This is a genomic window from Mucilaginibacter sp. UYNi724 (genome assembly GCF_054057495.1).
On record NZ_JBSRZI010000019.1, the window covers coordinates 33,918 to 57,720 of the forward strand.

The 23,803-nt window shown below is 43.1% G+C and carries 24 protein-coding genes and 1 tRNA gene; 9 read left to right on the forward strand and 16 right to left on the reverse strand.

Annotated elements, in window-relative coordinates; all coding sequences use genetic code 11:
* Positions 1 to 5: 5 nt before the first annotated feature.
* The 7 genes from ACVW0P_RS20360 to ilvD form a co-directional block, all read right to left on the reverse strand.
* Entirely contained in the window at positions 6 to 800 is a 795-nt protein-coding gene (locus ACVW0P_RS20360; protein WP_457133703.1) for a class I SAM-dependent methyltransferase, read from the reverse strand.
* A gap of 36 nt (positions 801 to 836) precedes the next feature.
* A complete protein-coding gene (gene leuD / locus ACVW0P_RS20365; protein ID WP_457133704.1) occupies positions 837 to 1,424 on the reverse strand; it encodes a 3-isopropylmalate dehydratase small subunit in 588 nt (195 codons plus the stop codon).
* Entirely contained in the window at positions 1,424 to 2,839 is a 1,416-nt protein-coding gene (gene leuC, locus ACVW0P_RS20370) for a 3-isopropylmalate dehydratase large subunit (protein WP_457133736.1), read from the reverse strand. Before leuC ends, leuD begins: the two co-directional genes overlap by 1 nt.
* An 85-nt stretch (positions 2,840 to 2,924) precedes the next feature.
* Positions 2,925 to 3,983, reverse strand: a complete 1,059-nt coding sequence (gene ilvC, locus ACVW0P_RS20375; protein WP_354429064.1) for a ketol-acid reductoisomerase — start codon at positions 3,981 to 3,983, stop codon at positions 2,925 to 2,927.
* A 117-nt stretch (positions 3,984 to 4,100) separates the two neighbouring features.
* Positions 4,101 to 4,706 (reverse strand): acetolactate synthase small subunit, encoded by a 606-nt coding sequence (gene ilvN / locus ACVW0P_RS20380; protein WP_354429066.1) that lies wholly within the window; start codon positions 4,704 to 4,706, stop codon positions 4,101 to 4,103.
* A 52-nt stretch (positions 4,707 to 4,758) separates the two neighbouring features.
* Complete coding sequence (gene ilvB / locus ACVW0P_RS20385) at positions 4,759 to 6,513, reverse strand: biosynthetic-type acetolactate synthase large subunit (RefSeq protein WP_457133705.1); 1,755 nt, start codon at positions 6,511 to 6,513, stop codon at positions 4,759 to 4,761.
* Positions 6,514 to 6,586: 73 nt separating this feature from the next.
* Positions 6,587 to 8,299 (reverse strand): dihydroxy-acid dehydratase, encoded by a 1,713-nt coding sequence (gene ilvD, locus ACVW0P_RS20390; RefSeq protein ID WP_354429070.1) that lies wholly within the window; start codon positions 8,297 to 8,299, stop codon positions 6,587 to 6,589.
* Positions 8,300 to 8,680: 381 nt separating this feature from the next.
* Between ilvD and ACVW0P_RS20395 the strand changes: the two genes are divergently transcribed.
* A complete protein-coding gene (locus tag ACVW0P_RS20395) occupies positions 8,681 to 9,481 on the forward strand; it encodes a Fic family protein (protein WP_457133706.1) in 801 nt (266 codons plus the stop codon).
* An 83-nt stretch (positions 9,482 to 9,564) separates the two neighbouring features.
* On the opposite strand, the gene atpC is transcribed toward ACVW0P_RS20395, so the two are convergent.
* Positions 9,565 to 9,819: an ATP synthase F1 subunit epsilon gene (gene atpC / locus ACVW0P_RS20400; protein ID WP_457133707.1), complete on the reverse strand. Its 255-nt coding sequence runs from the start codon at positions 9,817 to 9,819 to the stop codon at positions 9,565 to 9,567.
* A gap of 95 nt (positions 9,820 to 9,914) precedes the next feature.
* Positions 9,915 to 11,420 (reverse strand): F0F1 ATP synthase subunit beta, encoded by a 1,506-nt coding sequence (gene atpD, locus ACVW0P_RS20405; RefSeq protein ID WP_354429078.1) that lies wholly within the window; start codon positions 11,418 to 11,420, stop codon positions 9,915 to 9,917.
* A 203-nt stretch (positions 11,421 to 11,623) separates the two neighbouring features.
* Here atpD and ACVW0P_RS20410 point away from each other — a divergent pair, with 203 nt between their 5' ends.
* Together ACVW0P_RS20410 and ACVW0P_RS20415 are read left to right on the forward strand one after the other, a co-directional pair.
* Positions 11,624 to 12,847 carry an OmpP1/FadL family transporter gene (locus ACVW0P_RS20410; protein WP_457133708.1) on the forward strand — a complete coding sequence of 408 codons (1,224 nt, stop codon included), beginning with the start codon at positions 11,624 to 11,626 and terminating at the stop codon, positions 12,845 to 12,847.
* 12 nt (positions 12,848 to 12,859) lie between these two features.
* The gene (locus ACVW0P_RS20415) at positions 12,860 to 14,194 is read left to right on the forward strand and encodes an SGNH/GDSL hydrolase family protein (RefSeq protein WP_457133709.1); all 1,335 of its coding nucleotides are present in this window, start codon (positions 12,860 to 12,862) and stop codon (positions 14,192 to 14,194) included.
* A gap of 93 nt (positions 14,195 to 14,287) precedes the next feature.
* On the opposite strand, the gene ACVW0P_RS20420 is transcribed toward ACVW0P_RS20415, so the two are convergent.
* The 5 genes from ACVW0P_RS20420 to ACVW0P_RS20440 form a co-directional block, all read right to left on the reverse strand.
* Positions 14,288 to 15,271 (reverse strand): NAD(P)H-quinone oxidoreductase, encoded by a 984-nt coding sequence (locus tag ACVW0P_RS20420; RefSeq protein ID WP_457133710.1) that lies wholly within the window; start codon positions 15,269 to 15,271, stop codon positions 14,288 to 14,290.
* Between the two features lie 122 nt (positions 15,272 to 15,393).
* Positions 15,394 to 16,122 (reverse strand): hypothetical protein, encoded by a 729-nt coding sequence (locus tag ACVW0P_RS20425; protein ID WP_457133711.1) that lies wholly within the window; start codon positions 16,120 to 16,122, stop codon positions 15,394 to 15,396.
* Positions 16,112 to 16,501 (reverse strand): GntR family transcriptional regulator, encoded by a 390-nt coding sequence (locus ACVW0P_RS20430; protein ID WP_457133712.1) that lies wholly within the window; start codon positions 16,499 to 16,501, stop codon positions 16,112 to 16,114. The genes ACVW0P_RS20425 and ACVW0P_RS20430 overlap by 11 nt, the downstream gene beginning before the upstream one ends.
* A gap of 1 nt (position 16,502) precedes the next feature.
* The gene (locus tag ACVW0P_RS20435) at positions 16,503 to 17,300 is read right to left on the reverse strand and encodes a hypothetical protein (RefSeq protein ID WP_457133713.1); all 798 of its coding nucleotides are present in this window, start codon (positions 17,298 to 17,300) and stop codon (positions 16,503 to 16,505) included.
* Positions 17,301 to 17,311: 11 nt separating this feature from the next.
* Positions 17,312 to 18,151, reverse strand: coding sequence for an ABC transporter ATP-binding protein (locus ACVW0P_RS20440; RefSeq protein ID WP_457133714.1), 840 nt, complete (start codon positions 18,149 to 18,151; stop codon positions 17,312 to 17,314).
* Between the two features lie 153 nt (positions 18,152 to 18,304).
* On the opposite strand from ACVW0P_RS20440, the gene ACVW0P_RS20445 reads away from it, so the two are divergent.
* The 4 genes from ACVW0P_RS20445 (at position 18,305) to obgE (ending at position 20,704) form a co-directional block, all read left to right on the forward strand.
* Positions 18,305 to 18,766: a redoxin domain-containing protein gene (locus tag ACVW0P_RS20445; RefSeq protein WP_354429093.1), complete on the forward strand. Its 462-nt coding sequence runs from the start codon at positions 18,305 to 18,307 to the stop codon at positions 18,764 to 18,766.
* 101 nt (positions 18,767 to 18,867) lie between these two features.
* Positions 18,868 to 18,941: transfer RNA gene (locus ACVW0P_RS20450), tRNA-Arg, on the forward strand.
* Between the two features lie 60 nt (positions 18,942 to 19,001).
* Complete coding sequence (locus tag ACVW0P_RS20455; protein WP_457133715.1) at positions 19,002 to 19,574, forward strand: adenylate kinase; 573 nt, start codon at positions 19,002 to 19,004, stop codon at positions 19,572 to 19,574.
* A gap of 113 nt (positions 19,575 to 19,687) precedes the next feature.
* Entirely contained in the window at positions 19,688 to 20,704 is a 1,017-nt protein-coding gene (obgE, locus tag ACVW0P_RS20460; protein WP_457133716.1) for a GTPase ObgE, read from the forward strand.
* A gap of 84 nt (positions 20,705 to 20,788) precedes the next feature.
* On the opposite strand, the gene ACVW0P_RS20465 is transcribed toward obgE, so the two are convergent.
* Both ACVW0P_RS20465 and ACVW0P_RS20470 read right to left on the reverse strand, forming a co-directional pair.
* Complete coding sequence (locus ACVW0P_RS20465) at positions 20,789 to 20,995, reverse strand: hypothetical protein (RefSeq protein WP_457133717.1); 207 nt, start codon at positions 20,993 to 20,995, stop codon at positions 20,789 to 20,791.
* Positions 20,995 to 21,774 carry a polysaccharide biosynthesis/export family protein gene (locus ACVW0P_RS20470; RefSeq protein WP_354429101.1) on the reverse strand — a complete coding sequence of 260 codons (780 nt, stop codon included), beginning with the start codon at positions 21,772 to 21,774 and terminating at the stop codon, positions 20,995 to 20,997. Before ACVW0P_RS20470 ends, ACVW0P_RS20465 begins: the two co-directional genes overlap by 1 nt.
* 90 nt (positions 21,775 to 21,864) lie before the next feature.
* Here ACVW0P_RS20470 and ACVW0P_RS20475 point away from each other — a divergent pair, with 90 nt between their 5' ends.
* Both ACVW0P_RS20475 and ACVW0P_RS20480 read left to right on the forward strand, forming a co-directional pair.
* A complete protein-coding gene (locus ACVW0P_RS20475) occupies positions 21,865 to 22,611 on the forward strand; it encodes a glycosyltransferase family 2 protein (protein WP_457133718.1) in 747 nt (248 codons plus the stop codon).
* Between the two features lie 100 nt (positions 22,612 to 22,711).
* Positions 22,712 to 23,770, forward strand: a complete 1,059-nt coding sequence (locus ACVW0P_RS20480; protein WP_457133719.1) for an MraY family glycosyltransferase — start codon at positions 22,712 to 22,714, stop codon at positions 23,768 to 23,770.
* Positions 23,771 to 23,803 lie beyond the last annotated feature (33 nt).

Consider the following 23,803-nt stretch of genomic DNA (forward strand, 5'->3'; position numbering starts at 1 on the left):
GTGTTTTATACGTTAGTCCCGCGCACTTCTTTTAGTTTCATCACCATCAGTTGCGCGTCGCTTTCAATCCATTTGTTATAATCATCGATGGCCTTCAAGCGGTCATCATCTGTTATGTAACCTTCCTCAACCATCTGGGTTGATTTAGCTACCGACGACCAGATCCCTATTTTCGACAGGAAGTTTGCATCTCCCTTTTTGTAATATTCATTTGCATCCAAAACCTCAACCTGGCTTAAACCAGCTTCGGTAAAGTAACCGGGCAGGTCTTCGGCAATGTGGTTGTTCATGCCCGCGTCGCCGCGCCATCTTAAAAAGGTGGCGTAATACTGGCGCATACTTGCAGGTGGATTTGGCTGCCACTCTAAAGCTTCGTGGTTATAATCCAAAACGGATAATATGCCACCCGGCTTTAGCATACTTGTTAATTTCACCACAGCCTCCTGCGGGTTGTTCAACCATTGCAGTACCCTCGCGGCTACTATAAGATTGAATTTTTCTTTTGGCTCAAACGTGAACAGGTCGGCATTAAGCAATTCCAAATTAGTAACATCAGCATACGTTTCTTTACCGCTTTCAATAAAGTACGGCGTATTATCTATCCCCGTTACGTGCCCTTCCGAACCAACCTTTTGGGCTATGCCTTTAGAGATAGCCCCGGTTCCGCAACCGATATCCAGCACGCGCCAGCCTTGCTTAAGCAGGGGAGGTAGTGTGGAATAGTCGGCTTCCAGGCTGCGCTCGTCAAATAACTTAGCGGTGCCTTTCCCTTCCCGTTTTATCTCTTTGTTTTGATTCATATTTCACTGTTCATTTGGTCTTTCAGCTTTAACCTGTTACCTCTGTTCAAATTCCTCAACTAATTCCTTTTTGCTCAGGATGTAGTCAATATCATCGTACCCATTGGTCATGCAGGCTTTTTTATAAGCGTTAACCTCAAAGTTTTCCTGCTCGCCTGTTTTAACGATTTTGATGAACTGGTCAACCAGGTCTATCTCCACTTCGGCATGCGGGTCGGCATCGATTACCTCGAACAACTTTTTCAGGAAATCATCGCTCACCTGTACCGGCAGCAATCCGTTGTTTAACGCGTTACCTTTAAAGATATCAGCGAAGAAACTGCTTACTACGGCATCAAAACCATAATCGGCAATGGCCCAGGCGGCATGTTCACGGCTACTGCCGCAACCAAAGTTTTTGCCTGCTACCAGGATCTTGCCGCCGTATTTCGGCTCGTTAAGTACAAAGTCCTGTTTTGGGTTGCCGTCGTTATCAAAACGCCAGTCACGAAATAAATTATTGCCAAAACCCTCGCGGGTGGTGGCCTTTAAAAACCGGGCAGGGATGATCTGGTCCGTATCGATATTTTCGATCGGCAGAGGCACCACGCTGGTTTGTATGTGTTTAAATATTTTAGTTGACATTACACTAATTCCTCCTGATTAAGAAATGAACGGATATCTGTAACAACTCCTGTAATTGCACTGGCTGCCGCGGTTAACGGGCTTGCCAGGAAGGTACGCGAGTTTGGCCCTTGCCTGCCTTCGAAATTTCTGTTGGAGGTTGATACACAGTATTTACCTGCCGGGATCTTATCTTCATTCATACCTAAACATGCGCTGCAGCCCGGTTCGCGTAACGGGAAACCTGCCGCGTCAAAGATCTTATCAAGGCCTTCGCGGATGGCTTGTTCCTGTACTTGTTTCGACCCTGGAACAACCCAAACCACTACATTATCTGCCTTGTGTTTGCCTTTTACAAACTCTGCAACCTCTCGCAGGTCTTCGATACGGCTGTTGGTACAGCTGCCGATAAACACGTAATCGATAGGTTTGCCTAAAAGCGATTCATCGTCATGCAGGCCCATGTAGTCAAGGGCTTTTTTGTATGAGCCTTGCTCTTTCTGTTCGAACGAAGCAGTTTCGGGAACGTGCTGTGTAACACCAATGCCCATACCCGGATTGGTACCGTAGGTGATCATCGGTTCAATATCTTCGGCATTAAAAGTTAGTACACTGTCAAAATCTGCATCTTCATCCGAGTATAAAGTTTGCCAGTAAGCTGCTGCCTTATCCCACTCTTCGCCTTTTGGCGCAAATTCGCGGCCTTTTACGTAATTGATAGTAGTATCATCAGGCGCTATCAATCCGCAACGGGCACCCATTTCGATGCTCATGTTACAGATGGTCATGCGCCCTTCCATGCTTAAACCACGGATGGTATCGCCGGCATATTCTACCGCGTAACCCGTACCGCCCGCGGCAGAGATCTGCGCGATGATGTACAGGATGATATCTTTTGCGCCAACGCCTTTTTGTAATTTGCCGTTCACTTCAATTTTCATCCTTCTAGGGCGTTGTTGAAGTAAACATTGGGTAGCCATAACCTGCTCTACCTGTGATGTGCCTATACCAAACGCTATGGCACCGAAGGCGCCGTGTGTTGAAGTATGGCTGTCACCACAAACATAAGTGCCACCCGGACGGGTGATGCCCAACTCGGGGCCTATAACGTGGACGATACCCTGGAATGGATGCCCTAAACCGTAAAGTTCGATACCGAACTCTGCGCAGTTTTTGGTGAGCATATCAACCTGGTATCGGGAAAGTTCTTCTTTAATGGGTAAGTGCTGGTCCCAGGTAGGGACGTTGTGATCGGCCGTGGCAACGGTTTGTTGGGGCCTGAAAACCGGTAACCCCCTTGTGCGCAAACCATCAAATGCCTGTGGGCTGGTTACCTCGTGAATGAAGTGTGTATCGATGTATAAAATATCGGGAAAGCCCTCGTTGCTACTGACGACGTGCGCATCCCAAATTTTGTCGAATAATGTTTGTCCCATGTTCTTATTATCTACAATAGCGATGGGTATAAAACCCATCGCTAACTATTATTTCTCTATTCCCTTTCAGGGGGGTAAGGGGTTCTTATGCTTCTACAGCCTGGTTTTCGGGGCGTAAACTACGTACTGTTTTGCCTGCCTGCCATAATTCACTGTCGCGTAATTCTTTCAATTCCGCGTCTAATTTTTCACGGTAATCATCCTTACTGTTGCTGTCGATAGATTTTTGTGATTCAACACCGGTCGCAACGCTTTTGTATAGGTCTTCAAATACCGGTTTAGTGGCATCACGGAATTTTTTCCACCAGTCTAAAGCGCCGCGTTGTGCAGTGGTTGAACAATTTGCGTACATCCAGTCCATACCGTTCTCTGCAACTAACGGCATTAGCGATTGGGTAAGCTCTTCAACTGTTTCGTTGAACGATTCTGAAGGTGAGTGACCGTTAGCACGCAAAACTTCGTACTGTGCAGCAAAAATACCCTGGATACAGCCCATTAGCGTACCACGCTCGCCGGTTAAATCGCTGTAAACTTCTTTACGGAAATCTGTTTCGAACAGGTAACCGCTACCAACAGCAATACCTAAAGCGATAACACGCTCAAAAGCTTTGCCCGTAGCATCCTGGAAGATCGCGTAGCTTGAGTTTAAGCCACGGCCTTGCAAGAACATACGGCGTAATGACGTACCCGAACCTTTAGGGGCAACCAAAAATACATCCACATCCGCAGGAGGGATAATGCCGGTTTGCTCATTAAAAGTGATACCAAAACCATGAGAGAAATAAAGTGCTTTACCCGGGGTTAAGTGTTTTTTAACAGTTGGCCATAAAGCTATCTGTGCAGCATCGCTTAATAAATAGCAAATTACGGTTCCTCTTTCAAGGGCTTCTTCAATTTCAAAAAGGGTTTCGCCGGGTACAAAGCCATCGTTAATTGCTTTATCCCATGTTTTTGTGCCTTTACGCTGGCCAACAATTACGTTAATGCCATTGTCTTTTTGGTTGAGCGCCTGGCCCGGACCCTGAACGCCATAGCCAATTACTGCTACAACTTCATCCTTTAATACGTCCTGAGCTTTTGCTAAAGGGAACTCTTCGCGGGTTACTACATTTTCTTCACTACCGCCGAAATTTAGTTTTGCCATTGTTTTGGTTTTTTGATTTTTTGCGATTTCACCGATTTAGATGATTTCACAGATTTACTCTTTTATTGTGATTTATAATTCGTTCTGTTTTCTGTCTTATTTCTTTACTCTTCGCATTTACATTGTAAATACTTTTTGTCCTTTATTAAGGTATTCGTTCTCAATAACGTCCTCGCCCGGTTCAAGCCTTTCAAATTCGCGCAGTTTGCTGTTAAAGCCTTCGCTGTTTTTGATGATGGCCACGCGTGCGCTGCGTACAAATTCAATAAGCCCGTAAGGTTGTAAAATGCTGATCAGATTATCAGTTTCTTCGCGATGGCCTGTGGTTTCAAACACGGTATAGTCCTTACGTAAAACCACCACACGTGCGCCATTTTCGCGCAGCAAACGTTCTACGCTTACCTTCTCGGCAATAACATCGGTAGAGACTTTGTATAAGGCCAGTTCCTGCCAAATAACATCGGCATTGGTGTGGTAATATACTTTCAATACCTCTACCTGTTTTTCTATCTGGCGGGTTAGCTTGCGCACCACCTCTTCAGATTCGGTTATCACGATGTTAAAACGGTGGATGCTCTCAATCTCAGAAGGAGAGGTGTTCAAACTATCGATATTTATTTTACGACGCGTGAATATGATGGCAATGCGGTTAAGTAAACCTATCTGGTTTTCGGTGTAAACCGTTATGTTAAATTCCTGCTTTTCGTTATCCTGAGTTTCCATGTTGTTTTTTGTTTGTTTAAGTCCTCTCTTATGAAGAGGATTTAGGTGGGGTTTACTTTAACCTGATCTCGCTTACACTGCAACCTTGCGGTACCATAGGGAACACATTGTTCTCTTTGGTTACCATTACTTCTAAAAGGAACGAACCCGGGTTATTTAACATTTCGTTTAATGCTGATGGCAGGTCCTTACGGTCATCTATCACTTTGCCGGGGATGCGGTAAGCCGCAGCCAATGCCACAAAATCGGGGCTTTGGATATCCACGAACGAGTAACGGCGCGAGTTGAACAGTTCCTGCCATTGGCGAACCATGCCCAGGAAACGATTGTTCAGGATGATGATCTTTACATCTATGCCGCTTTGCATAATAGTACCCAGTTCCTGGCAGGTCATCTGGAAACCACCGTCGCCAATAATGGCAACGACGGTACGGTCTTGCGCGCCAAACTTAGCGCCGATGGCTGCAGGCAGAGCAAAGCCCATGGTGCCTAAACCACCGCTGGTAACGTTGCTGCGCGTGTTATTGAATTGCGCGTAACGGCAAGCCACCATTTGATGCTGGCCTACATCGGTAACAATAATTGCTTCACCTTTGGTGATCTCGTTTAATTGTTTGATCACCTCGCCCATGGTCATTTCGCCCGTGGTGGGGTTAAGTTCATTATGGATAACCTGCTCAACTTCCTGACGGGTGTAATCGTTGAATTTATCAAGCCATTCCGTGTGCAGTTTTTCTTCTACCAACGCGGTAAGCATTGGGATGGTCTCTTTACAATCGCCCCAAACTGGCACGGCAGATTTTACATTTTTGTCTATCTCGGCAGGGTCAATATCCAAATGGATCACCTTTGCCTGCCTGGCATACTTATCAAGGCGGCCTGTTACGCGGTCGTCAAAACGCATACCTATAGCGATCAATACATCACACTCGTTAGTTAGCACATTTGGCCCGTAGTTGCCGTGCATACCCAGCATACCTACGTTTTGTGGATGGTCCGTGGGGATAGCGCCCGCACCAAGGATAGTCCATGCAGCGGGAATGCCGCTCTTTTCAACAAAAGTTTTAAACTCCTGCTCGGCACTACCTAATATTACGCCTTGTCCCCATAATATAAATGGTTTTTTGGCAGCATTGATCAGTTCGGCAGCCTCTTGTATATACTGCGGGCGAACAATAGGTTTTGGCCTGTAGCTACGGATATGGTTACATTTAATATAGCCTTCGTAATCGAACTTCTGGATCTGCGCGTTCTTGGTAATGTCTATCAATACGGGGCCGGGACGGCCGCTTTTGGCAATGTAAAATGCCTTAGCAAGCACCTCGGGGATCTCAGTAGCATCGGTTACCTGGTAATTCCATTTAGTAACAGGTGTTGTAATGTTTATTACATCTGTTTCCTGGAAGGCATCCGTACCTAAAAGGTGTGCGAATACCTGGCCGGTGATACAAACCAGCGGTGTGCTGTCTATCTGCGCATCGGCTAAACCGGTGACTAAGTTGGTGGCACCGGGGCCGCTGGTCGCAAAAACAACACCTACCTTGCCCGATGAACGCGCGTAACCCTGACCGGCATGTATGCCACCTTGCTCGTGGCGAACAAGGATGTGGTTAAGTTTGTCGCTGTAATCATATAAAGCATCATAAATTGGCATAATAGCACCGCCGGGGTAACCAAAAATGGTATCCACACCTTCCACGATCAGGGCTTCTAATAATGCTTCCGATCCTGATAGTTGTACTACTGGTGATTTCACCGATTGCTCTTCGACTTCACCGATTTGTTGTGTGATTGTTTGTGTTTCCATTATTCTGTGATTACGCCGATGCTTTTGAAACACCGATTTTATTCTATTCTATTATCTTTTAATCTTAATCTAATTACGGCATTTCATCGGTTACGCAACCTTCGGCAGCATTGCTTACGGTTTTGGCGTAGCGGTATAAAAGCCCTTTGCTTACTTTTAAAGCCGGTTGTTTCCAGGCGGCTTTGCGGGCGGCAAATTCTTCGTCGCTTATCATTACGTTAATGGTGCGGTTTATCGCATCAATAAAGATCCTGTCTTCGTCTTTTACAAAGGCAATACCACCACCATCATAAGCCTCTGGTGTAATGTGGCCTACCACGAAACCGTGTGTGCCACCACTAAAACGGCCATCGGTAATTAGCGCTACCGAACTACCCAAGCCCGCGCCAAATATGGCAGAGGTTGGTTTCAGCATTTCGGGCATGCCCGGCGCTCCCTTAGGGCCTACATTACGGATAACCACTACATCGCCTTTTTTAACAAAGCCGCTTGTAATGCCGTGGATCAGCTCAAATTCTCCATCAAATACACGGGCAGGGCCTTCAAAGCTGGTGCCCTCTTTACCGGTAATCTTAGCAACGCTTCCGCCTTCAGCAAGGTTGCCGTAAAGAATCTGTAAATGACCGGTCGCTTTTATAGCATGCTCTACAGGTAATATGATCTTTTGCGCATCGAAATCCAATGCAGGAACGGTTTCTAAATTTTCGGCGATAGTTTTACCTGTTACAGTAAGGCAACTGCCGTCAAGCCAGCCTTGTGCAAGGCAATATTTCATCACTGCGGGTACTCCGCCAATGTTATGCAGGTCTTCCATCATGTATTTACCGCTGGGCTTCATATCGGCCAGTACCGGGATGCGGTTACTTACGGTTTGAAAATCATCCTGGGTTACTCTGACGCCAACACTTTTGGCCATAGCAATTAAGTGCAATACCGCGTTGGTAGAACCACCAAGAACCATAATGATCACTATCGCGTTCTCGAAAGCCGCACGGGTCATGATGTCTGATGGTTTGATGTCTTTTTCTAAAAGTATTTTAATGGCTTTGCCGGCAGCCAAACACTCTGCTTTTTTATCATCGCTTAAAGCTGGGTTTGATGAGGAGTAAGGCAAACTCATGCCCAATGCCTCGATAGCGGCAGCCATGGTATTAGCCGTGTAAATACCACCACAGGCACCCGCGCTTGGACAGGCATTTTTTATAACACCAATAAAATCTTCGGGAGTAATTTGCCCTGCTATCTTTTTACCTAAAGCTTCAAAAGCCGATACGATATTAAGGTCTTCACCTTTCCAGTGGCCCGGTTTTATTGTTCCACCATATACCATAATTGAGGGGCGGTTTAAACGGCCCATTGCCATGATAGAGCCCGGCATATTCTTATCACAGCCCGGCAGGGTTATTAAACCATCGTAGTATTGAGCGCCTGTAACCGCTTCGATAGAATCTGCGATAATATCGCGGCTCATTAGCGAGTAGCGCATACCTTCGGTACCGTTGCTCATGCCATCGCTTACGCCGATGGTGTGGAATATCAGGCCCACCATATCTTCATCCCAAATACCCTGTTTAACCAATTTGGCAAGATCGTTAAGGTGCATGTTACACGTGTTACCATCGTAACCCATGCTGGCTACACCAACCTGTGCTTTTTGCATGTCATCATCTGTAAGGCCTATCCCGTAAAGCATGGCTTTTGCCGCAGGTTGTGTTTCATCCTGGGTAAAGGTTTTACTGTACTTGTTTATTTCTACAGTGTTTGTAGTATCTGATGATGAACTCATTTTTATGAAGCGTTTTTATCCATCGTGCCCGCCGAAAACGGCGTTAACGATTTAGGTTGTATTGTGTATTCGTAAGTTAGATATAGCCTTATGGAATAACAAGGCAATAAAAATTTATTTTAAATAAGTATTTTATATTGATTAGTTTAAATTATCGGTATTTAATTTGTTGATAATATATAAATATAGAATTTAATTTTTATTAATTTATACCAAAGTTTAAAACGGTATTCGGTATGTTTTTTATGCATGCATAGCAATAGTTTAAAATTCGGCGTGAAATGGGTGGTTTGACGTTTAAATTTACTTTTTCGATTGTTCTCGTTTAACTAATGAGAAAAGGCCGAATGAGAAATTTTATTTAACATTGTATTGCACTTTATGAACGATATGAACGAGTTTAATTTTCAGATATTACCGGTTACCTTATTGCAAGCGTATGTAGCGCAGGTAGATGAACGCATATCCGAAGATTTCGAAAAATTGAGTGATAGCGAGCTATCGGTTTCAACCTTTAGTTTTTACACATCGGTATCTGCTGTTTTTTCTTCTAAGATAGAAGGGGAAGATATTGACCTCGATTCGTTTATCAAACACAAGTTATCGGGTGTTAAATTCCTGCCGGATCATACCCAAAAGATCGATGACTTGTATGCTACCTACCAGTTTGCTCAAAAACGTGCTTTAGATAAAAAGCACGTTAAAAAGGCGCATAAACTACTAACTGGGCATATTTTACACAAAAGCCAGCGCGGTAAAACGCGTACTGGTGAAATGTTTGTAATTACTCCCGAGGGCAAAATTGAATATGTGGCTTGCGAATGGGGGTTGGTTAAGGACGAAATGAAAAAGCTTTATAACGACATGCAGTTGTTAATAGAAACCGATCTTAATGTTAAAGAGGCATTCTTTTTTGCGTCGCTTATTCATTTAGTATTTGTTAAGATCCATCCATTTAATGATGGTAATGGTAGGACAGCCCGTTTATTAGAAAAATGGTTCCTGGCGCAAAAACTTGGCAATAAAGCCTGGTACCTGCAATCAGAAAAGTATTACTATCAAAACCACCGTACTTATTATAATAATATAAGAGCATTAGGCCTGGAGTATGAAACTCTTGATTATTCAAAAGCGTCAGCATTTTTGAACATGTTGCCGAGATCTTTAATGGTCAATAATTAATAAAAATTTCAAAGAACTAAATTAAGCACAAAAAAAGTCCGGTCAATACTGACCGGACTTTTAATTTATCAGTATAAAAAGTTTTATTTCTGAATAATGCCCTCCGCTAATACGGTAACCTTATTGTTTAAAGCTTCTACCACACCACCCTGGATAAAAAATACTTCTTCTTTAGTACCTGCGGCACCGCGGATGGTTAATTTACCATCGTTTAAAGTAGAAATTATAGGGGCGTGGTTATTCAAGATCTCTAAAAATCCTAATGTACCGGGTAAAGTAACCGAGGTAGCCTCGCCTTCGTAGATCTTTTTATCAGGAGTAAGAATTTCTAATGTCATCTGTTTGGTATCAAGTAATTAGTATCAAGTATCAAGTAATATTTAGAGTATCACGCGGTAAGGATGTCTTACTACTTGATACTATATACTTGCTACTAATTATTAGCTTCTGCTAATAATTTTTTACCTTTTTCAATAGCATCTTCAATGCTGCCTACAAGGTTAAATGCTGCTTCGGGGTACTCATCAACTTCACCATCCATAATCATGTTAAAACCTTTGATGGTGTCTTTAATGTCAACCAATACACCTTTTAAACCGGTGAACTGCTCGGCAACAAAGAACGGTTGTGATAAGAAACGCTGAACACGGCGTGCGCGTGATACAACCAATTTATCTTCTTCAGAAAGCTCGTCCATACCTAAGATGGCGATGATATCCTGAAGCTCTTTATAACGTTGTAAAGTTTCTTTAACACGTTGAGCGGTATTATAATGCTCGTCACCTAAAATAGCTGCGCTAAGGATCCGTGAGGTAGAATCCAATGGATCCACTGCAGGGTAAATACCAAGCTCGGCAATTTTACGTGAAAGTACGGTTGTAGCATCTAAGTGGGCAAATGTTGTTGCCGGTGCAGGGTCAGTTAAATCATCCGCAGGTACGTAAACGGCCTGTACAGATGTAATTGAACCACGTTTTGTTGAAGTGATACGCTCTTGCATGGTACCCATCTCGGTAGCCAGTGTGGGCTGATAACCTACTGCCGATGGCATACGACCTAATAATGCCGATACCTCAGAGCCTGCTTGTGTAAAGCGGAAGATGTTATCAATAAAGAATAAGATGTCACGACCTTTACCATCCTCATCACCATCGCGGAAATATTCTGCAAGGGTAAGACCAGAAAGTGCCACACGTGCACGTGCACCCGGGGGCTCGTTCATTTGGCCGAATACGAATGTTGCTTTTGATTCTTTCAAAGCCTCAGGGTCGATCTTAGAAAGATCCCATCCACCGGCTTCCATTGAATGCATAAACGCATCGCCATATTTTATAATGCCCGATTCAAGCATCTCGCGCAGTAAGTCGTTACCTTCACGGGTACGCTCGCCTACACCGGCAAATACAGATAAACCTGCATAAGCTTTCGCGATGTTATTGATCAGTTCTTGAATTAATACTGTTTTACCAACACCGGCACCACCAAACAAACCAATTTTACCACCTTTTACATAAGGCTCTAAAAGGTCAATAACTTTGATACCTGTAAACAAGGCCTCAGTTTCGGTAGATAGATCTTCGAAACGTGGAGGGGTAGCGTGGATAGAACGGCCATTCGTTTTGTCAAGATCAGGAATACCATCAATTGCATCACCAACTACGTTAAATACACGGCCTTTGATTTGCTCACCAACCGGCATTTTTATAGCTGCAGCAGTATCTAAAACTTTCATTCCGCGCAGCAAGCCGTCGGTGGAGTCCATCGCGATTGCACGCACACGGTCTTCACCTAAATGTTGCTGAACTTCCAAAATGATTTTCTGTCCGTTGTCTTTTGTGATCTCAAGCGCATCATAGATCTTAGGAAGATGTGCATCATCAGCGAAACTTACGTCAACTACCGGACCGATGATCCTTGATATTTTTCCAATGTTTGGCATATATAACCTGGTATTTTAAATAATTTATGATGAAACAGATGCGCTCTATACAAAACGGTACTATTTCAGAGGCGCAAAGTTAAGGTTTATTGCCAAATATTTAAATAGTTAAGTGAAGAAATTTCTGTGAAATTTTTCAGGGACAATTTTGTAGTTTTGTTCACCAATTTTAAAACCGGCTTTACAGCCTCTTAACGTATTAAATGAAAAAACTTCTACTACTATTAATGTGGTTAGCCCCCGGCGTTATCTATGCCCAGGGTTTTATGGTTAACCTAAACGGACAAAAACAAATAGGCATGGGCCACACCGGTACCGGCTTGTTGCAGGATGGTGCTTCGGTTGTTTTTAACCCCGGCGCAATGGCGATGTTATCTGAAAACTATTTGCAGGCAGGTATAAGCCCGCTGTTTTTTAAGTCGGGTTTCCAGGGTGCAGGCGCTTCGGGTACTGCGTTTACCAAAGAAAAAGTAGCTACTCCTTTTAACGCTTATGGCGTATGGGGTCCTAAAGGTGCCCGCTGGAAAGTAGGCCTTGGCGTTTACACCCCGTTTGGTGGCTTAACGGATTGGGGAAGCAACTGGCAGGGAAAATACGTATTGGAGAGCCTTGATCTTAAGGCGATATTTTTCCAGCCGACGGTTAGTTATAAACTTACCGATTACCTAAGCATAGGTGCAGGCTTTGTTTACAACCATGCATCGGTTGACCTGCAACGTGCTATCCCAGTGAGCGGGCCCGACGGTAACCCCGGCCAAGCGCGTTTAACTGGCGGTGGCCGCGGCTACGGGTGGAACGCAGGGGTGTTTATTAAGCCAAGCAATAAATTTACCATTGGTTTAAATTACCGTTCGCGGGTTAATACTACCATTAAAAAGGGCGATGCCTTCTTTAGTGTGGCAAACTCGCTGCAGGCAAATTTCCCGCAACCAAATTATTTTAAAGCAGGTATCCCGTTGCCGGCAAATGCTTCAATAGGTTTTGGCTATACGCCTGATACAAAATGGACTTTGGCTTTCGATGCGAATTTTGTGGGATGGCATTCTTATAAAGCCCTTGCGTTCGATTATACATCAAACACCGCTACTTTAGCTGATACTTACTCGCCACGTAACTATAAAGACGCGTTTAGCTTAAGAGGTGGCGCGCAGTATAAAACAAGTGACAAAGTTGCCGTGCGCCTTGGTGGTGGTTACGCCAGCACCGCAGTAAAAGATGGTTATGTAACGCCAGAGGTACCCGATGCTAACCGCTATTACTTAACAGCGGGTTTAGGCTACAAGCTTACACGCAAACTGGATCTTGATCTTTCTTTCGAGTACGAACACTTGTTCTCTCGTTTCCAAACTAATATCGAATCTAATTTATCGGGTACATTCAAAAGCAATGTTTATATCCCGGGTGTTTCAATTTCTTACCATTGGTAATATCCTTTCAGCATGAAAACGTTAAATAAATACATATACATATCTGCAGCGCTTGTATTATTTACAGGCTGTAAACCCAATTTTGAAAGCCCTAAGAAAAGCGAAGGCAATGCCGATTTTACCCGCTACATAGCGGTAGGTAACTCGTTAACCGCTGGCTACGCGGATAACGGCTTATACCTGGAAGGGCAGCAAAATTCTTACCCAAGCATCATTGCCAAACAAATGGCTATAGTTGGCGGTGGTACCTTTACCCAGCCGCTATTTAACGAAGCACAGGCAAGCGGCTCTACCTACCTTAAACTTACAGGTTTTAGCGCGACAGGTGCACCAATTACTGCTACCGTTACAGAGAATAATGCAGTACGCGGCCAGGTAACTATCCCGGGTTTTGGAAATGTAACTTTACTAACCAAATACAGCGGCGACCTAAATAACTACGGCGTACCAGGCATTAAGTTACAGCAGATAACTTACGCGCCTTATGGTAATTTAAACCCGTTTTTTGAGCGTTTGCTACTGGGCAACCCGCCAACAAACAATACCACTTACCTCGATTTTGTTACCGCTAAAGATTTTACCTTTTTTACCGATTGGTTGGGTAATAACGATGCTTTAGGTTACGCAACAAGCGGCGGTGCAGGCGATGCATTGACTGATAAGACTCAATTTGCACAGCTATACACTTTATCTATAGCTAAATTGACAGCAAAAGGTGCCAGAGGCGCAGTTGCTACCATACCTGATGTTACATCAGTACCATACTTTACAACCGTTACTATTGGTGCTATTTTAGCCGGTGTGCAAAAAGCTAACCCACAAGTACAGGCGCTTTACATTAGTGCACGTGCATCGGCTGATATCACTAATACCAACTATGCCCCGCGCGCGGCTATAGCGGCAGATCTTATCGTGTTGACATTTCCTACTGCAAAGATCGGCCAAATGGTGACATCGCCGGTCGGTATGGTGCCTTATGGTTTAACGCCTTATGCACCTATTGAGAACCAATATGTATTGGATAATAATGAGTCGGTATTAGTGAAAGATTATGTTACTGATTATAATAAAACCATTAAAGCAGTAGCCGCTACAAAAGGCTTAGCTGTGTTTGATGCCTTTACTTTTTTAAATGGTGTTAAAGCGAATGGTGTGATAATAGATGGTGTAAGTGCAAATTCGAGCTATATCAGCGGTGGGATCTTCTCGCTGGATGGGGTCCACTTAACGCCACGTGGTTATGCCATTGTAGCAAACGAGTTTATTAAAGCGATCAATTCAAACTACGGCTCTACCATCCCGGCAGTAAATATTTCAAACTACCGCGGGGTTAAGTTCCCTAATTAAGCAGTTTGAAGTAAATAGTTGGCAGTTTGCACGTAAATGCAAGCTGCCAACTACCTGCTATAAACTATTTATTTGTTGTTAACTGCAAACTCCCTACTGCCAACTGATAACTATTTTCCCCATATGTTCGCTGCTTTCCATCAGTACGTGGGCTTTGGCAGCCTCGGCCGCAGCAAATACTTTATAAACAACAGGTTTTATTTTGCCCGATGCCAGTAATGGCCAAATATGCTGCTCCAGATTGTGGGCGATAGCTGTTTTAAACCCAACATCGCGAGAGCGCAGCATTGATCCTGTAATGGTTAGTCGTTTACGCATAACCTCACTCAGGTCAATTTCTACTTTTTTACCCTTCATGGTATTAATGTGCACCAGTCTGCCTTCGGTAGCAAGGCATTTAATATTTAATGGGGTGTAGGGGCCACCTATCATATCCAGTATCACATCTACGCCTTTGTTATCAGTTAGTTTAGCTATCGCATCTGCAAAATTTTCTTCGTTATAATTGATGGCCTTCGTAGCGCCAAGGTCTTCGCAAAACCTGCATTTCTCGGCACTGCCCGCGGTTACATAAACTTTGCTACCGAATGCCGTAGCCATTTGTATCGCGGCCACGCCAATGCCGCTGCTGCCTCCGTGCACTAAAAGAGTTTCGCCGGGTTGCAGCCTGCCACGGTCAAATACATTGCTCCAAACCGTAAAAAACGTTTCAGGTAACGATGCCGCTTCGGCAAATGATAAGTTATCGGGCACCGGCAGGCATTGCCCTTCGGGCGCATTACAATATTCCGCATAGCCACCGCCAATTACCAGGGCGCAAACTTTATCGCCTATCTTCCAACGGGTAACGTCTGCACCAATCTCAGTCACCACTCCTGCTACTTCCAATCCCGGTATATCCGTAGGCGCACCCGCAGGCGGTGGATAATTACCTTTCCGTTGTGCAATATCAGGCCGGTTAATGCCCGATGCCATCACTTTAATAAGTATTTCGGTAGGGGAGCAGGCAGGGGTGGGCCTATCGCCAATTTGCAAAACTTCGGGTTCGCCGGGTTGGGTTATGATAATGGCTTTCATATAATTTCGTTTTATATCATATCCTATAGGTTGCCATACAAGGCCTCAAATACAGCTTCGTACCGTACTCTTTTCAAACGGATCGCAATTCTATGACTTCTTTGTGCTATTTTAATTTTTAGCTATTGATGCATCGCCTTTAATGATTTCCCGGATAAAATAACCGCAGAGCTATCAGCAATGTTAAGACTTGCTTTTTCGGCAAACCCGTGCCCTATGTCGAGTATGGTATAATCCTTAAGGGTAGCCGATACGTAGCCGAAATGCATGTTTTTTGAGCCTTTTAATTCGGGTGCCATTTCAAACAACACTTGGCTCGAGTCTGCCTGCGTAACTTTAAGCGTATCAAAATTACTACTATAACTCTCGACTTCGAACCTCGATTTGCCCTTTATATCAACATTGATATTTGCCTGCCTTAACTTTTGCATTTCAAAGTTGGTGTTGGTAGCATCGATAGATAATAATTGCGGCGCAAAAAGACGCACCAATACCCGGTTTTGCATCCAGTTTTTTTCGCCTTGGTTTTTGTATTTATTGGGAAATGTAAGGTGCAGTGTATCGTTTTTTACATAGGCTTTAAAAGTAACACCTGTTTTATAGGCGTCCCAATAATTAAGCACACGTACCGATGCGTGCTTGTTTTGTTCGAAAACGATCTGGGTGATGTTACCGCCATCCAACTTGAGGTATTTAAAGGGCTGCTCCAATACCTTATTATAGTTCCAGTACAAGTCACTTTTATCAACCTTGTCGTACACGTTTTTAAACGCAAGGTCTGTCACCACCACGCCTAACAGCATTACGGCAAATAGTGCGGTGAGTATTGTTGTGCTTATTTTAGTCTTCATGTTTTTTCTCTTTAAATGTTTCGTCGATAAATTTTTGGTAACGTATATCAATTTCTTCCACCGAGATATCCAACAAATACATGCTTCTTAAAAATACCGGTAGCTCATTCTCTAAAAACTGCTCTTTTCTAAAGGCAATTACCCTGGCCATGGCATCTGCTTCTACAAAGTAGCCTACACCCCGTTTGTTGGTGATGATCTCGCGCTGTTGCAAAAAATCATAGGCGCGTTGCACAGTGTTTGGGTTCACCTGCATCATTATTGCAAGATCGCGTATGCTCAGTATCTTTGCTTGCAGTGGCCACTGTTTAAGCAATATCTGCTCGCAAACGTATTCTGCTATCTGTAAGTAAATTGCTTGCTTTTCTCTAAACTCCATTCTAAATTTCTTTTTCTCTCAACCTTAAGTATGCGGTTATCCATAAAATACCAGGCAACACATACTGCAAAAAAATGTTGGTAATATCATATGCGTAATGCGGCAACTCAATGTTCCCAACTTCTGAATAAACTTTAATAAGCACCGTAAAGTACGGGAATGCAACATCAACATTAGAAAATAATAGACTAACAACGGCCAGGTTAAAAAAATAGATGGCAGCAAGTAACCCGCATACCACCAACGCCACCTTTACCAGGGCAACCCGATTAAAATACAACGAGCCCACCATCATAGCGCCCACAAAATTAGTGTATAATATAGTGGCCTTAATAACTACGTTATTATCTAAAAAAGTGTATAAGTAAACATGGTCATACAGGTTTCGGTACAGCGGGCTGCTACGGTCGAGCCCGTTGTGGTACGCAGTTACGAAGGTGTAATCCATCAACCTGAAAAAGCTTAAAAAAACAATGCAAAACAGCAGGCCCGATATTAATACACCGCAAAGCCATTTTTCCAGCGCAGAAGCAGGTAGCGTTAGGTATGCGGCCCCGCCGGCATTGGTAGTAAAGTAGCAGAACACTACAGAGGATAAAACAACTCCGCCGCCAATGAAGCCCCAAATGAAGGTCAGGTTTTGCGCAGGCCCCCAGTCTAAGGAGTAAAGGATAAGCGTGTAAAGTAAAAAGGTGAACGCCAGTACGGCCGCAAACGCGCCAATTATTTGCATAGCGCGCTCCAGTATGGTTTTCTTTAGCAGAAGCCCAAACCTGCTGAGGTTAAAAGTATCATTCATGGTAATGAGGTTTAGTTGGTTGAAAATATTTGTTTGGCCATTGCGGGATTTTCAGTAACGCCGTTAAAAAGTTGCTCTAAGTTTAGGCCCGAATCGTCGCAATCGGTGTTTTCCATCACTATAGCGGTACCACGGAGCATTTTTTCGGAATATAAAACTCTGGCGCCTGGCGGTATTTCTGATACCGTTTTAAAGCAAAGCTTATCTGCAATGTCTGCCACGGAAGCGTGTAGCAGCAGTTTGCCGTCGTCTACAATGATCACGTTATCTATCATGTTCTCCAGGTCGCGAATCTGGTGGGTGGAGATAAAGATAATCCTATCTTCGTTCATCACCGAAGCGATAAGTTTCCTGAACTGCGATTTGGAAGGGATATCCAATCCGTTGGTAGGTTCGTCCATCAAGAGCACCCTGGTATTACAAGCCAGCGCAAATGCTATCACAAACTTTTTTTGCTGCCCGAAGGATAGTTTGTTCAGTTTGCCATCAACGCTTACTTCCAGCTGGGTAAGGTATTTGTAAAAATTATTACTATCAAACCATGGGTAGAAGGGCGCAAACAAGTTTTTATATTGTTTGATAGTAAGCGCCGGTACGTAAACATCCTCGGCTATATAGTAAATGGTTTGCAGGAAGGATGGTTTACGCGTTTGGGGTACCATGCCATTTACCATTACGCTGCCTCCTAGAGGGAACAACGTACCCGCCATATTTTTAAGTAGGGTAGATTTGCCCGCGCCGTTTTTCCCCAGCAGCCCATAAATACTGCCGCTTTGAATTTCTAATGTAAGATTTTTGTAGAGCAGCTTTTTGGACGAATAACCAAACGATAAGTTGTGAAATTGTATCATTAGTGTATTAGTTAATTAGTACACTACAAATGTAAATAGTTAATTGATAATTCCAAGTGTTTTTGTTTTTTTTTGGTAAAAAAATTGTTCTTTAATTTGCAGGATGCCCAACTTTCGGTTAAAAGCTATTTATTTGCATAAAATAAAATACTTATGCTATTACAACCCGGGCAGGCTGCACCGCAGTTTAAATTAACCTCATCAGATCTTAAAGAAGTTTCGTTAGCCGATTTTAAAGGCAAAAAGGTGGTTATCCATTTCTTCCCTTTGGCTTTTACAGGTGTTTGCACCACGCAGCTTTGCACCATGCGCGATAGCTTTGGTTATTACGATGGTTTAAACGCACAAATTTTAGGCATCTCTGTCGACTCGCCTTTTACCCTGGCTAAGTTTAAAGAAGAAAACTCTTATCAATTTCCGTTACTATCTGATTTCAATAAAGAAGTTTCTGCAGCATATGGTGCTTTATATGCTGAGTTTGCTTTTGGTATGAAAGGCGTATCCCAACGTGCTGCTTTTGTGATAGATGAGGAACAAAATGTGATTTATGCCGAGGTGTTAGAAAACGCTGGAGACCTGCCAAATTTTGAGGCAATTGCCGAAAAAGTAAAGTAATTGATAAAAAAATTTGCAATGGATGTAGAATATCCTATTTTTGCAGTCCGTAAAAAACGGGGCGGTTGTTAATTTATTGACAACAGTTGTTATCAAAATACGCATTTGTAGCTCAATTGGATAGAGCATCTCACTACGGATGAGAAGGTTTGGGGTTCGAATCCCTACAAGTGCACACTAATTAAGCCTTTCTGTTTTAAAACACTGAAAGGCTTTTAACTTTAATCACAAAGGGATGCTTAACTTAGTACTGTTTGGCCCGCCCGGAGCAGGGAAGGGTACTCAATCACAGAATCTTATCGAGAAATTTGGCCTGATCCACCTTTCAACAGGTGATCTGTTACGTGGCGAAATTGCGCAAGGCACCGAACTTGGCCTCGAAGCAAAAAAACTAATGGACGAGGGGATGCTTGTTCCTGATAGTGTTGTGATTGGTATGATCAGCAATAAACTTGACGCTAATAAAGATGCAGAAGGCTTTATTTTTGATGGTTTCCCGCGCACTGTAGCACAAGCCGAGGCTTTAGACAATTTGCTTGAAACAAAAGGATCTGCCATTTCTGGTATGATCGCTTTAGAAGTTACCGATAGCGAATTAGAACAACGTTTATTAAAACGTGGCGAGACATCCGGCAGGCCTGATGATGCCAACCCGGAAGTTATACGTAAACGGATTAAAGAATATAATGACAAGACTGCACCGGTTGCAGGCTTTTATAGAAACCAAAGCAAATACAAAAGCATCAATGGTATCGGGTCTATAGATGAGATTTTCTCTTCTATCAATTCGGTTATCGAAGTTTATTAATAATATAGTCCGAAAGTCGGCAAGGCAGTAAAGTCCGGAAGACGGTAAAGCGATTTGCTTACCATCTTTCGGACTTTCCGTCTAAATAACTTTCTACTTTAAAACGCAATACTATGTCTCAGGGTTCAAATTTTGTTGATTACGTAAAAATATGCTGCCGTTCGGGACATGGTGGCCCGGGTTCATCGCACCTGCACCGCGATATTTTAACATCAAAAGGTGGCCCGGATGGTGGCGACGGTGGCCGCGGCGGGCACGTTATTGTAAAAGGTAACGCCCAATTGTGGACGCTGCTTCACCTTAAATTCCGAAAGCACGTAATTGCAGGCGATGGTGACTCTGGTGGTAGTTCACTCCGGTCGGGTAAAACCGGACGCGACGAGATATTGGAAGTGCCGCTTGGAACCATTGCAAAAAATGCAGAAACAGGCGAAGTGATCTTTGAGATAAGCGCCGATGGCGAAACACAAATTCTATCAAAAGGCGGCCGTGGCGGCCAGGGTAACTGGCACTTTAAAACGGCTACACAGCAAACCCCACGCTATTCGCAACCAGGTGAGGATGGCCAGGAAGACTGGAATATCCTTGAATTGAAGTTACTGGCCGATGTTGGTTTGGTGGGTTTCCCTAACGCGGGTAAATCAACTTTACTTTCGGTAGTATCTGCAGCTAAGCCGGAGATTGCTGATTACGCCTTTACAACGCTTGTGCCTAATTTGGGTATCGTTGGCTATCGCGATAACAGATCGTTTGTTATGGCCGATATTCCGGGTATCATAGAGGGTGCGTCGCAGGGCAAAGGGTTGGGGATCCGGTTCCTGCGCCACATCGAGCGTAACTCAGTGCTGCTATTTATGGTCCCGGCCGATACCAACCGCACTATTAAAGAAGAATACGACATCCTGCTGAGGGAATTGAACGAGTACAACCCCGAACTGATGCACAAGCCACGGGTATTAGCCATAACCAAATCTGATATGCTTGATATTGAGTTACAGGAAGAGATGGACAAGGAAGTGCCTAAAGATATCCCCTACGTGTTTATATCCTCGGTTGCCCAAAAGAATATAACCGAACTGAAGGACTTACTTTGGAAAGAGATAAACAAAGACGTTATCGCGCCTCAGTAGCGAAATAAAGTACATAGTTATCGCTTAGTTCTTTAAGCGAAAAACCTTTGTACCCCGGGAAGGATTTTAGGATAACAGATGCCCTTATACCAATATATTTTCCTCTAATTTTAACGTGCCGGATGTAGCATAGGTTTTTGGCGTGTACCACAGGTACACATACGACCCCAGCATGAACAGGATAAGAGATCCCACTATCCAATACCAGCGGCTTACCAGTATTTTAGCTATTTTAAAATAGTCAACCTCTTGGTTGGGTAATTTTTTGACAATTTTATCCGATTCCTCCATTACTGCCTGCTAAGGGTAAAAATTATCAGTGCCGTGTTTAAAAATAGTAAAGCCGGTTGTACCCAGGTATTAAAGCTTTGCAAGTTTTCGCTACGTATAGCGCGTTTGTTTTGTGCAACGTAAATAATATCGCCGTTTTGCAACAAGGTCCTCGGGTCCGATAGCGAATTGATGTTGCTCAGATCAATCTCAGTTACTTTGCGGTCTTTATCTTTGCCCCGTATTATTTTGATGGTTTTTTCATTGGCAGCCGGCGTTAAACCCCCTGCCTGCCCAAGCATTTCAACCAAAGTAGTATTATCTTTTATAATAGGGAAGTTGCCGGGCGCTTTCACCTCACCCAATAAGGTAACTTTTAAATTAATAACCTTTAATTCAATAATAGGGTCTTTTAAAAGGTTTTTACGATAAAGGTCCTCTATAAGTTTTGTGGCTTGCGTGCGTGTTAAACCGGCAACCTGTACATGCCCAATTACAGGTAGTGCTACAGTACCGTCTTCTTCTACCTGGTAGGTTTGGCCCTGCCCGGCCACACTGCCGGCAGAAGATCCGTTAGCCATTACGGGTAATTCATCAACAATGTACTTGATGTTTTGCAGGTTTCTTATCTGCAAAACATCCTGCGGTTGTATATGGTAGCTAACCGTAGCCATGGGCTGTTGTGTAGCGGTATCAGCAATTGATGCCTTTTTTTCGAAAAGTATCTGGTTTTGTTTGTAAGAGCACGAACTACCCAAAATAACAATACCAACAAAATAAATTATGTATAAAGCACGCATATAAAATAATTACCGCTTAATGTTACTAATAATTATGCAGCGATTTCAAAATTACATAATTTGCACCATAAATAAACGTATTTTTCCGCAGTGCATGACCTTAAAATATCAGTAATAACTGTTTCCTATAACGCTCAGGATACTATTGAGCAATCTATCCGGTCGGTAATAAGTCAAGACTACAGGAATATAGAGTATATAATAATAGATGGCAACTCGGCAGATGGCACGGTTTCAATAGCAAAAAAATATCTCAAAAACATCCATGTCCTATTGTCCGAACCCGATAAAGGCATATATGATGCCATGAATAAGGGTATAGCTTTAGCCACGGGCGATGTTGTAGGCATATTAAATGCCGACGATTTTTTTAAAGATGAACACGTTTTAACTGTAGTTGCCCAAGCCTTTGAAAACAATAAACCCGATATTGTTTATGGCGACCTGAATTACATAAAATCAGATGGATCCATCAGCCGTAAATGGGTGAGCGGCGAATATAAAAAAGGGATGTTTAATTATGGCTGGATGCCCCCGCACCCAACGTTTTATTGCAAGAGGGAATTGTTTGAAAAATTTGGCAGCTATGGTCTTGAATATGGTACCGCTGCAGACTATGAATTGATGCTGAGATATATCCACCGAAACCTTTTATCAGTGTATTACGTAAAACAGGTATTGGTGGAAATGAGTGTAGGTGGAGTAAGTAACCGCAGTATCAAAAACCGTATCAAATCTTTATTTTTTGATATGAAAGCGATGTATAAAAATAAGATATTCTTTCCGCCTATAACATTGATATTAAAGCCATTAAGGAAATTAAGGCAATTTTTTTAATTGTGGATATAATTGATACATTTGCTGCATATAATTGCCCCTAACATTATATAAAATGCCCGAATATTTAAACACTTATTATTTTATATATTATTTGTTAATGGTAACGTTCTCAGTTTTGATAACGCTGCTTTCCATCCCCTCAATTTTACACGTAGCGCGCACCCGGCATTTATATGATGATGTTGGCCATTTTCGCAAACAGCATGACCACGGCATACCACGATTAGGTGGCGTAGCTATATTTGTAAGCTTTACCATTACCCTGCTATTGTTCAGCATAATTGATAAAACCATACCGGTTAGTTATTTGCTTACGGCCAGTATCGTATTGTTTATTATGGGGTTGAAGGATGATCTTTCGGGCGTAAATTCAAGTACCAAATTTTTAATACAGTTCATTGTAGCTACTATACTGGTTATTTTGGGTGATATCCGCTTTACCAGCATGTACGGTATGTTTGGTTTAAACGATATCCCTTACGTAGCAAGCGCAATATTTTCTATCCTGTTTATTATCCTTATTATCAATGCCTTTAATTTAATTGATGGTATTGATGGGTTGGCGGCTACCACATGTATCATTGTGAATGGTGCTTTCTCTATCCTGTTCATCTCCATGAAACATTACGAACTGGCAGCCGTATCATTAACAATAGTAGGTGCGGTATTTGGATTTTTACGCTTTAATTTAACCCCCGCCAAAATATTTATGGGCGATGCAGGCTCATTGCTTATTGGCCTTATATCGGCAATTATGGCTGTTAAGTTTATCGAGCTTAATAAAGTCACAGCCGTTAATGCCCCGTCAATTATATCGGCACCGGCGTTGACTTTTGCCATATTAATGGGGCCAATATTTGACACGCTTAGGGTATTTACACTACGCATTATACAAGGTAAATCGCCTTTCACGGCAGATCGTAACCACATACACCACCGTATATTAAGATTAGGCTATACCCACATGCAAACCACTTTAATGTTAGGCGGTATAAACATCCTGCTTATTATTATGGTGCTTGCCTTTGCAAACCTGGGTAACTTTATGCTAATAGTGCTTATATTTTTGGCATCTATGCTGTTTAACTGGGCCGTTACATTCTTCCTGCGTACAAAAGAGCGCGAGAGTTTTTCGTTGCGTAACCTATTCGTGTAGTATTAAACACCCTGTTTTATTTTATTAGTTTTG

What these genes read in the sequence shown, in the direction of transcription:
- ilvB (WP_457133705.1), bottom strand. Translation starts at nt 6,513, where the DNA reads ATGGAAACACAAACAATCACACAACAAATCGGTGAAGTCGAAGAGCAA.
- ACVW0P_RS20415 (WP_457133709.1), top strand. Translation starts at nt 12,860, where the DNA reads ATGAAAACGTTAAATAAATACATATACATATCTGCAGCGCTTGTATTA.
- leuD (WP_457133704.1), bottom strand. Translation starts at nt 1,424, where the DNA reads ATGTCAACTAAAATATTTAAACACATACAAACCAGCGTGGTGCCTCTG.
- ACVW0P_RS20440 (WP_457133714.1), bottom strand. Translation starts at nt 18,151, where the DNA reads ATGATACAATTTCACAACTTATCGTTTGGTTATTCGTCCAAAAAGCTG.
- ACVW0P_RS20425 (WP_457133711.1), bottom strand. Translation starts at nt 16,122, where the DNA reads ATGAAGACTAAAATAAGCACAACAATACTCACCGCACTATTTGCCGTA.
- ACVW0P_RS20435 (WP_457133713.1), bottom strand. Translation starts at nt 17,300, where the DNA reads ATGAATGATACTTTTAACCTCAGCAGGTTTGGGCTTCTGCTAAAGAAA.
- ilvD (WP_354429070.1), bottom strand. Translation starts at nt 8,299, where the DNA reads ATGAGTTCATCATCAGATACTACAAACACTGTAGAAATAAACAAGTAC.
- obgE (WP_457133716.1), top strand. Translation starts at nt 19,688, where the DNA reads ATGTCTCAGGGTTCAAATTTTGTTGATTACGTAAAAATATGCTGCCGT.
- leuC (WP_457133736.1), bottom strand. Translation starts at nt 2,839, where the DNA reads ATGGGACAAACATTATTCGACAAAATTTGGGATGCGCACGTCGTCAGT.
- atpD (WP_354429078.1), bottom strand. Translation starts at nt 11,420, where the DNA reads ATGCCAAACATTGGAAAAATATCAAGGATCATCGGTCCGGTAGTTGAC.
- ACVW0P_RS20360 (WP_457133703.1), bottom strand. Translation starts at nt 800, where the DNA reads ATGAATCAAAACAAAGAGATAAAACGGGAAGGGAAAGGCACCGCTAAG.
- ACVW0P_RS20410 (WP_457133708.1), top strand. Translation starts at nt 11,624, where the DNA reads ATGAAAAAACTTCTACTACTATTAATGTGGTTAGCCCCCGGCGTTATC.
- ACVW0P_RS20395 (WP_457133706.1), top strand. Translation starts at nt 8,681, where the DNA reads ATGAACGATATGAACGAGTTTAATTTTCAGATATTACCGGTTACCTTA.
- ACVW0P_RS20455 (WP_457133715.1), top strand. Translation starts at nt 19,002, where the DNA reads ATGCTTAACTTAGTACTGTTTGGCCCGCCCGGAGCAGGGAAGGGTACT.
- ACVW0P_RS20480 (WP_457133719.1), top strand. Translation starts at nt 22,712, where the DNA reads ATGGTAACGTTCTCAGTTTTGATAACGCTGCTTTCCATCCCCTCAATT.
- ACVW0P_RS20445 (WP_354429093.1), top strand. Translation starts at nt 18,305, where the DNA reads ATGCTATTACAACCCGGGCAGGCTGCACCGCAGTTTAAATTAACCTCA.
- ilvN (WP_354429066.1), bottom strand. Translation starts at nt 4,706, where the DNA reads ATGGAAACTCAGGATAACGAAAAGCAGGAATTTAACATAACGGTTTAC.
- ACVW0P_RS20465 (WP_457133717.1), bottom strand. Translation starts at nt 20,995, where the DNA reads ATGGAGGAATCGGATAAAATTGTCAAAAAATTACCCAACCAAGAGGTT.
- ACVW0P_RS20470 (WP_354429101.1), bottom strand. Translation starts at nt 21,774, where the DNA reads ATGCGTGCTTTATACATAATTTATTTTGTTGGTATTGTTATTTTGGGT.
- atpC (WP_457133707.1), bottom strand. Translation starts at nt 9,819, where the DNA reads ATGACATTAGAAATTCTTACTCCTGATAAAAAGATCTACGAAGGCGAG.
- ACVW0P_RS20430 (WP_457133712.1), bottom strand. Translation starts at nt 16,501, where the DNA reads ATGGAGTTTAGAGAAAAGCAAGCAATTTACTTACAGATAGCAGAATAC.
- ilvC (WP_354429064.1), bottom strand. Translation starts at nt 3,983, where the DNA reads ATGGCAAAACTAAATTTCGGCGGTAGTGAAGAAAATGTAGTAACCCGC.
- ACVW0P_RS20420 (WP_457133710.1), bottom strand. Translation starts at nt 15,271, where the DNA reads ATGAAAGCCATTATCATAACCCAACCCGGCGAACCCGAAGTTTTGCAA.